A 9,983-nucleotide genomic window follows, 5' to 3' on the forward strand; every position below is an offset into this window, starting at 1 on the left:
GCTGTCGCCCCCCGCTCCGTTGCCTGCGGCCTGCCGGGACGGTTCCGCGCCCGAAGCCGGCTGGGACGGCGACGATCGAACCCAGGACGCAGCTTGAACCGTCGGCATCGGCGCCCGCTCGCCATCGCACCGACGCGCAACCGCTATGAGTTCTTCGGAACCTTGCGGCCTTGCGCCCGGCGAGACAGGATGTTGAGCAATTCGACCAGCGTAGAGAACGCCATCGCGGCGTAGATGTATCCCTTGGGTACATGCACCCCGAATCCGTCGGCGATCAGCACCGCGCCGATCATGAGCAGGAAGCCCAGCGCCAGCATCACGACCGTCGGGTTCTTGTTGATGAAGTTGGCGAGCGGGTCCGCCGCGAGCAGCATCGCGGTCACGGCAGCGAGCACGGCGATCACCATGATGGCGAGGTTGTCGGTCATGCCGACGGCGGTGAGGATGGAGTCGATCGAGAACACCATGTCCAGCAGGATGATCTGGAAGATGGCGGCGCCAAAGCCGATCGCAGCGACACCTTTCGTCTCGAACACGTCGCCGGTGGGCGCCGGGTCCACGTTGTGGTGAATCTCCTTGGTCGCTTTCCAGATCAGGAACAGCCCGCCGGCGATGAGAATCAGGTCGCGCCAGGAGAACTGGGTCTCGAACGCCGGAGCCCCATGGGCGTCGACCGGGCCGCTGAGGCCTAGATCGAACACCGGTGCGGTCAGGCCGACGAGCCAGGCGATCATCGAGAGCAGCGTCAGCCGCATCACCAGCGCAAGCCCGATGCCGACGCGTCGTGCACGCTTGCGCTGTTCGTCCGGCAGCTTGTTCGAGAGGATGGAGATGAAGATGAGGTTGTCGATACCGAGCACGACCTCCATGACCACGAGTGCAACAAGAGCGGCCCAGGCGGCCGGGTCGGAAAAAAGGGCGAGCAGGCTGTCCAAGAAAGTTCTCCATTGAGTGGTGGTTTATGCGAAGTTGCTTGTCGTTTTCGGCAAGCCTTCGCACCCGCGCTTCTTCAGCTTTTCGATAGAGGACATGAAGCCGAAGGCGCCGGCGAGGAATCCGCCAAGCCAGGTCCCGAGGACCTGGACGGTGCGATTCCGCTCGTGACGCCGAGCCAGGCACTCGGCGCGGTCGTCATCATGGGCAGCGCAAACAGCCGGCAGGGGTCGCGGGTCACGGTGAGTCTCCTGTCAACGCGTCGGGGCATGGGAGTCGGGCGTGTCAAACGCCACAAACCCAATGCCGGAGGCCGCTGCGCGGCGGGCAAAGCCCGATGGCCGGTTCAGGCCCGTGCTGGCACGACGCAGGGCGGGCGGAGCAGCCCGTCGACAAGAGGCGATCTGACATCCGCCATCCCCGTCCGCTGGGATAACGACATCGTCAGACCGGTGCCGGACAAGTCAGGGGCGGCAGGCCACACCGCGTGCTCCACCAGATCGGCAGAGGACGGGAGGCCGTCAAGGGAGCGGTCTTCGATGATCCCCGACCGATCGTCGAAAGCCGGGCTGTCGCTCATCGAGGTCTGAACGTCATCCCGACCGCTGAAGAGCGATGCATCGAAGGACTCTTGCGCGTTCAACCCCGACCAAAGCAGGGCGCACGAAAGAAGGAAAGCGACGAACCGCGCGGGCATTCCAGGATTCTATCGTTGGTCGATGCACACACCCGACGCGGCCAACGCTGCTCCCGGCCCCTCAGTGATCCGACGTTGCGCCGCCCGGATGTCTCGCGCCAGGTCCGGGACACGCCTCCAAGCGTGCGAAGGCCGATTCGGGCTTGCGCAAGGTTCTAGCAGGAGGGACCGAGTTCCGGCGTTCAGGCGCTTGTGCCCGAAAGCCGGCTCAAGGCGTCCAGGAGCAGTCCCGCATCGACGGGCTTGACCAGGTGTCCGTTGAAGCCGGCAGCCTCGCTGCGCTTACGATCGGCATCCTGCCCGTACCCAGACACCGCAATCAGGCGACAAGCCGGAATCCTGACACGCAGTTGCGAGGCCAGCTCATAGCCGTCCATCAGCGGAAGGCCGATGTCGAGCAATGCGATCTGCGGCTCGTAGGTCTCCGCCACGCTGAGGGCCTCCATGGGGTCGTGTGCGATCAGCACACTGTGACCGTTGGCGCGAAGCAGCATGCCCAGCATCTCCGCCGCGTCGGCGTTGTCGTCCACGATGACGATGCGTCTGCCCTCCGATCCACTCGGTGCCGCGCCCTGTACAGCCGCAACGACGTTGTCGCTCGCCGGGGTGCGACGGGCAGGCAACCGTACAACGAACTCGCTGCCATGCCCGGGGCCATCGCTCTTCGCCTCGACAGTGCCGCCATGCAGCTCTACAAGGTTCTTCACCAGGGCCAGCCCAATGCCCAGGCCGCCCTCGGCGCGATCCACTCCCTGATGGCCCTGGAAGAAGAGCTGGAACACACGAGGCAGCAGGTCCGGCGCCAGACCCTTGCCGTTGTCGGCGACTGAGATCGTGATCTCGTCGCCCGCCCGAAAGGCCCGTAGCGAGACCAGGCCCCCAGGCTCCGTGTAGCGTGCGGCATTGGTGAGCAGGTTGGACACCACCTGTGCGAGACGGGTCGGATCGCCGATCCACAGCAAGCCGGTCGACGGCACGTCGATGGTCAACCGGTGGCGCCGCTGCTCGAACAGCAGGCTCGCCATCTCGACCGACCTGGCAAGAACCTGCGCGATCTCCACCGACTCGGTGCGAAGCTCGACCTTTCCGCGCGTGATCCGCGACACATCGAGCAGGTCATCGACCAGGCGAATCAGGTGGTCCACCTGCCGCTGGATGATCGCTTGTTCCTTGGTGCTCTGAAGGTCGCCACGCATTTTCATCAGCTGCAGCGCGGTGACGATGGGCGACAGCGGGTTGCGCAGTTCGTGTCCAAGCATGGCGAGAAACTCGTCCTTGGCCCGGCTGGCCGCTTGCAGCTCGTCGAGCAGCTTGGATCGTTCGGCATGCGATTGCTCGAGGACGCGGCGTCCGTGCACAATCTCCGAGATATCGATCGCCACGGCCATCATGCCGTAGACACTTCCGTCCGGCGTCCTGAGCGGCTCGAGGTTTAACTTGAAGAAGCACTCCTCCAGCACGCCGTTTCCCTGCTTGTCCAGCCAGATGCAATGTTCATTGGCGACGAACGGCTCACCGGTCTCGAAGACCCGGTCGAGCACCTTGGGCAGCTCGGCGCCGGCCAACTCGGGAAATGCTTCGCGAAAGGACCTGCCGACCAGGTCGGCCCGGCCCACCATCTGACAGTAAAGGGGATTCGCGAGCCGGAACACATGATCGTGTCCGGTCAGCAGGGCGGCTGCGACCGGTGCCCGCATCAGCAGGTTGTTCCGTTCGTGTTCGGCCTGCTCGCGCAGCCAACGGTCCGAGACGTCGCGGGTGAAGCAGCGCGTGTAGACGAGCTGGTCGTTCTCGAAGTAGGCGTTCGACGTGATCTGCACGTACTTGCGGCCGCCATTCTTGCAGCGCAGCGTTGCAGGCTGGTTGGAGAGCGTCTCGCCTGCCCCGAGGCGTTGAAGGATCCGGCCGATCAGTTGCTTGTCGACATAGAACTCTGCAATGTGGTGGCCGATGTACTCCTCGGGGGCGTAGCCGAGCATGTCGAGTTCTGCCTTGTTGGCCCAAAGGATCGTGCCGTCCGCTCCCACACGGTGCAGCCCTTCGGCCGCGTTCTCGAAGAAGTCCGACAGCTCCTTTTCACGCCGCCGCAACGTTTGTTCTGCCGCCACGCGCCGGGCCACCTCGGTCTGGAGGGCGATGGCCTTCTGCTGCAGTGCGGCCACCTTCTCCGCGAGTTCGGGCGAGTCGGCCGGGGACCCGAAACTTTCGGCCGGACGGACACGCGTGTGCGCCGCGCAGACGTGGCGGAACGCCTCTGCGTGGTCCGAGCTGGCAAACAGATTGATCGGATAGGCGCAAAGCAGCGAGAAGGTGTGGTGTTTCGCGAGCCCGTTCCACAGTTCTTCCAGCTGGAGCGCCGCTTCCGGCTTCCCGTCCGCGTACAGCAAGGCCACCATCTCGCCGAAGGCACGCACGGCGCGTGCACCTCCCTGGGCGGCCCGGGCGACAACCGAACCCACGGTGGCCTGGAACAGCGCTTCCTCGGGACGGTCCCCCACCATGAACAGCGCCAGGGTCTCGCGAGCGTCCAGCGAAATGAGCTCTCCCGGGTACCACGGCTGCCGACTCCCGGCGCCACCGAAGCTCTGGAGCCGACGCATCAGCGCGGCTCGATGATCCGGCGTTGCAATCAGGATGGCGGCGTCGCCGGAGCGCAAGGCGCCATCCAGGAATTCGGCAACTTCTTCAACAATGAATCCATCGTCTTCGTAAAACTGGACGAGGTGAGACCCGAGGTCTGCGGCATGGGGTGCGGCAACAGCATCAAGCAAGGGTAGCCTCCGGTCGTTGCTGACGGACTGCAAAAGAGAAACGGGCCAAAGCTACCGACTTGCCCGGAAGAACCCGGCAATTCTGGGTCTCAGGAAGCCCTCCCGAGCAGGATTACGGCTTCTCAAGCAATTTTTACGCCTGGCGTCTCAGGTTGTTAACCGGTGCGTGGCCGCTCGTTAACAAACTCACGGCGGGCGCAACTCGCTGCGCCTCCATTCCAGCGACGTGCGGAGGATGCCCGCCCTGCGGTCTCAAGTTGACACCACTGCCCGCCGATATGCGGGTATGTGCCGTCAGGTGGACTCCTGATGCACAGATCCGCGCGAGATGGGTCTCGTGCCGGCATCTGGGAAGGAACGAGGTTTGAATGCCGGGGAAATCAGAAGTTCAGCACCCACGAGCTGACCGGTCGGAACGAATGGCCTGGATGGCCGCAACCGGCCTGGCCGGACTGGGCATCATGTTCGTCGCGCTTCTTGCCCCGTGGGGCTGGTTCAGCGCTTCTGCGGCTGTCGCTCTGCTGGCGGCCGGCGCAACGACCGGCCGTTACCTGGTCGGCCTGCAGCGCCGGGAACGCGAAGGTCTGGGCGCTTATGTCGAGAGCCGGCAGCTGTTCGGCGAAGCCATTGCCCCCGTCTGGGCGGCTCAAATCGAGACGTCGCGCTCGTACATGGAGCAGGCCGTCTCCGCGCTGACAGGCCGTTTCGCAGGCATCGTCGACAAGCTGGACCGGGCCGTCAAGGTTTCGAACGCGACCACCGGATCCGTAGACGGCGCCAGCGCGGGGCTGTTGGCGGTGTTCACTCGCAGCGAGCAGCGTCTGTCGCAGGTGGTCGTGTCGCTGGAGTCCGCGCAGCAGGGCAAGAACAGTCTCGCCGAGCAGGTGTTCCGACTGGGGAACTTTGTCGAGGAACTGCGGCAGATGGCCGCGGACGTGGCGGGCATCGCATCGCAGACGAACCTGCTGGCCATCAACGCGGCCATCGAGGCCGCTCACGCGGGCGAATCGGGGCGCAGCTTCGGCGTGCTTGCGCAAGAGGTGCGCAAGCTGTCCGCGATGTCGGGCGAGACCGGGCGCCGTATCGCGGAGAAGGTACAGCTCATCAACGAAGCGATCCGGTCCACACGCGAGGCAGCGGAAGCATCCACGTCCGAGGACCGAGAAACGACCGGCGCGTCGCGTGACGCGATCGACGCGGTGCTCGGCGACTTCCGGGGCATCACCGAGGCGCTCTCAAGTTCGACGAGCCTGCTGAAGAGCGAAAGCATCGGCATCCAGGCCGAGGTCGGCGAGGCGCTGCTGCAGTTGCAGTTCCAGGACCGCGTCTCGCAAATCCTGAGCCACGTGATCACCAACATCGCCCGCATGCCCGACTGCCTGGCTGAACACCGGGCCAGCTTTGCTCAAACCGGTCTGCTGCAGCCGTTGTCGCCGCAGCCGCTGCTGCAGGAGCTGGAAAGCACCTATGCCATGGCCGAGGAACGAGACGTCCACCGGCAGGGCGCGAAGGCGCCGCAGGCGGTGGCCGACGCCGAAACCGACATCACATTCTTTTGAAAAGAGGCATCAGCAACATGGCCAAGACCATCCTCATCGTGGACGACTCCGCCTCGCTGCGGCAAGTGGTGGGCATCGCCCTGCGCAGCGCCGGCTATGACGTCATCGAAGCCTGCGATGGGCAGGACGCGCTGGGCAAGCTCACCGGGCAAAGGGTGCACCTGATCATCAGCGACGTGAACATGCCCAACATGGATGGCATCAGCCTCGTGAAGGCCGTCAAGCAGCTGCAAGCCTACAAGTTCACCCCCATCGTGATGCTGACGACCGAGTCGCAGGACGCCAAGAAGAAGGCCGGGCAGGAAGCAGGCGCCAAGGCCTGGGTGGTCAAGCCCTTCCGCCCCGACCAGCTCCTGGTTGTGGTGCAGAAGCTGGTGCTGCCATGAGCCGCCATGTCTCGACGGAGGTGCTGCGGCTCGACGGCGAGCTCACGATCTGCCGCGCCGCCGAACTCAAGCCCGTGCTGCTCGACGCCCTGCAGCGTGCAAGTACGCTCGAGATCGACCTCTCGAGCGTCAGCGAGATGGACAGCACCGGCGTGCAGTTGCTGATGCTGGTCAAGCGCCACGCCTTGTCCACCGGGCGCGAGCTGAACCTCACGGGGCATAGCAAACCGGTGGTCGAGGTCTTCGAACTGCTCGACTTGGCGGCCTTCTTCGGCGACCCGCTGGTGATCCCCGCGAATGCGGCCGCTGCCGCTCTCTGAGATGACAAAGATGAACCTGGACGACGCCCTGCAGACATTTCTCGCCGAAGGGCGGGAGTTGCTCGACGACATGGAGCGCGCACTGCTGTCGTTGCGCAACGCGCAGGACGAAGCGGAGGCGGTGAACGCCATCTTCCGTGCGGCGCACACGATCAAGGGGTCCTCGGGCCTGTTCGGCCTCGATCACATCGTCGCTTTCACCCACGTCGTGGAAAGCGTGCTGGACGACGTGCGAAGCGGCCAGACGTCCATCGACGACACGCTGCTGTCGACCCTGCTCGCCTGTTGCGACCACCTTGCAGCGTTGCTCGAAGCGGTCGCAGCGGGCCGGCTCGACGCCGACCCCGCACTCACCGAGCAGGCGCAACCGCTGCTGGAGCAGCTTCGGCAACGTCTGGGCGAGCGAAGCGCGGTGGTGCCGGTGGCCCCCGATCACGGGTTCGCGCGCGTCGAGCGCGACGACGGCGACGCCGACGCCTGGCACATCTCTTTGCGCTTCGGCCGCAGCGTGCTGCGCAACGGGATGGACCCCCTGTCGTTCATCCGCTATCTCGGCACCATCGGGCGCATCACGGCCATTGTCACCCTGCCCGACGCGTTGCCGGCTAGCGAGGAGATGGATCCCGAAAGTTGCTACCTCGGCTTCGAGATCGCACTGCGCACGAAGGCCGACAAGGCGACGATTGAATCTGTCTTCGACTTCGTGCTGGACGACTGCGCCTTGCGCATCCTGCCGCCGGACAGCCGCATCGAGCAGTACATCGACCTGATCCGCAGCCTGCCCGAGGAGCCCGCACGCATCGGGGAGATCCTGGTGCGCTGCGGCACCATCACGCCGCACGAGTTGGAAGCGGCCTTGCAGGCGCAGACGGGCAGCAAGGCGGCACAGAAGATCGGAAGCATCCTCATCGAACAGGGCAGCGCGCCTCCTGTCGTGGTGGCGGCTGCGCTGGAAAAGCAGGGCAAGGCCAGAGATGCAAAGGCCAAGGAAAGCCGCTCGGTTCGTGTCGACGCCGACAAGCTCGACCATCTCATCGACCTCGTCGGCGAGCTGATCATCGCCTCCGCCGGCGCGAGCCTCGCTGCTCGCAGCACGCGGAACGCCGAGCTGCAGGAGGCGCATTCCACGCTGGCCGGTCTGGTGGAGGAAGTGCGTGACAGCGCCCTGCAACTTCGCATGGTGAAGATCGGGGGCACGTTCACGCGCTTCCAGCGCGTCGTGCACGACGTGTCGAAGGAACTGGGCAAGGACATCCGGCTGCTCGTCAGCGGAGAAGACACCGAACTCGACAAGACCGTGGTCGAGAAGATCGCGGATCCTCTCACGCACCTGGTGCGCAACTCCATGGACCACGGCATCGAGCCCGCGGAGACACGCGTGCAGCACGGCAAACCGGCGCAAGGGACGGTCCAGCTCAACGCATACCACGATTCAGGCAGCATCGTCATCGAGGTCAGCGACGACGGTGGCGGGCTGAACCGCGAACGCATCCTCGCCAAGGCGCTTGAGCGCGGTCTGGTGGAACCCGGGCGCTCGCTGAGCGACAGCGAAATCTACGCGCTGATCTTCGAGCCCGGTTTTTCGACCGCCGAGCAGATCACCAACCTGTCCGGCCGAGGCGTCGGCATGGACGTCGTCAAACGCAACATCACCGCGCTGCGCGGGACCGTGCACATCGACAGCGAGGCCGGCGTCGGCACCACTGTCACCGTGCGCTTGCCGCTGACGCTGGCAATCATCAACGGATTCCAGGTCGCTGTGGGTCGATCGGTGTTCGTCGTCCCGCTTGAGATGGTCGAGGAGTGCATCGAATACGCGGCGGAGCCGGGGCACGACTACACCAACCTGCGCGGCGAGGTGCTGCCGTTCATCAGGCTGCGAGAGCTGTTCGAGATCGCGGCACCCGCAGGTGCGCGGCAGAACATCGTGGTGGTGCGGGTCGGCTCCCAGAAGGCGGGCGTCGTGGTCGACACGCTGCTCGGCGAATTCCAGACGGTGATCAAGCCGCTGGCGCGCATGTTCGGGCAAGTCAAGGGTATCAGCGGCTCGAGCATCCGGGGCAACGGCGAGGTCGCCCTGATCCTCGACGTGCCGGCACTTCTAGCGCAGGCCGCACGCGCCGGCGCAGAACTGCACGGCGAGGCCGAACTGGCCTGCTCATGACAAAGACGTTTTCCACAGGAAGAGGTGCCGTGCTGTACGGCGGCGTGATCGTGCGGGCGCAGTCGGTGCGAAGAACCTGCGGCAGCCCAAGGTCCATCGACATCTGCGAGCCGCATGGTCCGCAACCGAGATAAAAGGTCTGACATGAAATTCAAGAATCTGAAGATAGGCGTCAAGCTCGCCTCTGCCTTCTCCCTGCTGACACTGTTGTGCGTCGCCCTCGGCATTTTTGCCATCTTCCAGGCGAGGGGCATGCATGACGAGTGGGAGCGGTTCGAACAGCAGACGCTGCAAAAACGCAACGCCGCGGTCAAGGGACGCGATGCGCTCGCATACGGCGTGCAGAACTTCAAGAACTTCATCCTGCGCGGAGGCGACTACGACAAGCGGTTTGCCGAGAAGATGGACGAGATCGATCAAGCCGCGAAGGAACTGGCCGCAGTCGGAGCCCATACCGAGGAAGAGAAGGACCTGCTGCGCAGGATCGAGCAGGGCACGACCGCCTACCGTGCCGACATGGACACGCTGACGACCATGCGCGCAACGACGCCGAACCCGGTAGACCTGGACAAGGCCGTCAAGGGCGCAGACAAACCGATCGCAGATGCGTTGGCGGAGTTGCAACGGCACACCGACAAAGACATCGTCAAAGCCAGCGAGGGCATGGCGCAGGCCAGTCTGCACGCGCAGACGGCGGTGGGAACCGCGTTGGCGATCATCGTGTTGATCTCTGTGGGCGCAGCAGTGCTGATCACGCTCGGGATCACCCGGCCGCTGCAGCAGGCAGTGAAGGTTTCGACCGCGCTGGCGACCGGGGACCTCAGCGCAAGGGCCGACGTGCAGTCGACCGATGAGACCGGGCAGTTGCTGCAGTCGATGAACGTGATGGCGCTGAAGCTGAACGACACCATCGGCGACATCGGCCGTGTGATGGGGGCGATGTCCCGGGGCGACTTGACCCACTCCATCGACCGCGACTACGAAGGTGCATTCCAGCAGATCAAGGTGAACATCAACAACACCGTCGAGAAGCTGTCGCAGGTGGTGGCGGAGGTCAACGGCGGAGCGGAAGCGCTGGCGGGGGCGTCGGAAGAGGTGAGCGCGACGGCGCAGGCGCTGTCGCAGGCGGCCAGCGAACAGGCCGCGAGCGTGG

At 64.8% G+C, this 9,983-nt stretch carries 7 protein-coding genes; 5 read left to right on the plus strand and 2 right to left on the minus strand.

Annotated elements, in window-relative coordinates; translation table 11 throughout:
• Window positions 1-143: 143 nt before the first annotated feature.
• Window positions 144-935, minus strand: a complete 792-nt coding sequence (locus M8A51_RS25765) for a TerC family protein (protein ID WP_251781489.1) — start codon at window positions 933-935, stop codon at window positions 144-146.
• Between the two features lie 877 nt (window positions 936-1,812).
• Window positions 1,813-4,401 carry an ATP-binding protein gene (locus M8A51_RS25770; RefSeq protein ID WP_251781490.1) on the minus strand — a complete coding sequence of 863 codons (2,589 nt, stop codon included), beginning with the start codon at window positions 4,399-4,401 and terminating at the stop codon, window positions 1,813-1,815.
• Between the two features lie 428 nt (window positions 4,402-4,829).
• Here M8A51_RS25770 and M8A51_RS25775 point away from each other — a divergent pair, with 428 nt between their 5' ends.
• The 5 genes from M8A51_RS25775 to M8A51_RS25795 form a co-directional block, all read left to right on the plus strand.
• Complete coding sequence (locus M8A51_RS25775) at window positions 4,830-5,960, plus strand: methyl-accepting chemotaxis protein (protein ID WP_251781491.1); 1,131 nt, start codon at window positions 4,830-4,832, stop codon at window positions 5,958-5,960.
• A 17-nt stretch (window positions 5,961-5,977) separates the two neighbouring features.
• Window positions 5,978-6,346 (plus strand): response regulator, encoded by a 369-nt coding sequence (locus M8A51_RS25780; RefSeq protein ID WP_251781492.1) that lies wholly within the window; start codon window positions 5,978-5,980, stop codon window positions 6,344-6,346.
• On the plus strand, window positions 6,343-6,666 hold the full coding sequence (locus M8A51_RS25785) for an STAS domain-containing protein (protein ID WP_251781493.1): 324 nt from the start codon (window positions 6,343-6,345) through the stop codon (window positions 6,664-6,666). The genes M8A51_RS25780 and M8A51_RS25785 overlap by 4 nt, the downstream gene beginning before the upstream one ends.
• 10 nt (window positions 6,667-6,676) lie before the next feature.
• The gene (locus tag M8A51_RS25790; RefSeq protein ID WP_251781494.1) at window positions 6,677-8,830 is read left to right on the plus strand and encodes a chemotaxis protein CheA; all 2,154 of its coding nucleotides are present in this window, start codon (window positions 6,677-6,679) and stop codon (window positions 8,828-8,830) included.
• Between the two features lie 114 nt (window positions 8,831-8,944).
• A partial coding sequence (locus M8A51_RS25795) for a HAMP domain-containing protein (protein ID WP_251781495.1) occupies window positions 8,945-9,983 on the plus strand: 1,039 nt, incomplete at its 3' end.

The organism is Caldimonas mangrovi (assembly GCF_023721835.1).
In the GTDB taxonomy this organism is placed as follows: Bacteria; Pseudomonadota; Gammaproteobacteria; order Burkholderiales; family Burkholderiaceae_C; genus Caldimonas; species Caldimonas mangrovi.

Excerpts from the sequence above, each read along its gene's own strand:
- M8A51_RS25775 (WP_251781491.1), top strand. The coding sequence starts at position 4,830 with ATGGCCGCAACCGGCCTGGCCGGACTGGGCATCATGTTCGTCGCGCTT.
- M8A51_RS25780 (WP_251781492.1), top strand. The coding sequence starts at position 5,978 with ATGGCCAAGACCATCCTCATCGTGGACGACTCCGCCTCGCTGCGGCAA.
- M8A51_RS25785 (WP_251781493.1), top strand. The coding sequence starts at position 6,343 with ATGAGCCGCCATGTCTCGACGGAGGTGCTGCGGCTCGACGGCGAGCTC.
- M8A51_RS25790 (WP_251781494.1), top strand. The coding sequence starts at position 6,677 with ATGAACCTGGACGACGCCCTGCAGACATTTCTCGCCGAAGGGCGGGAG.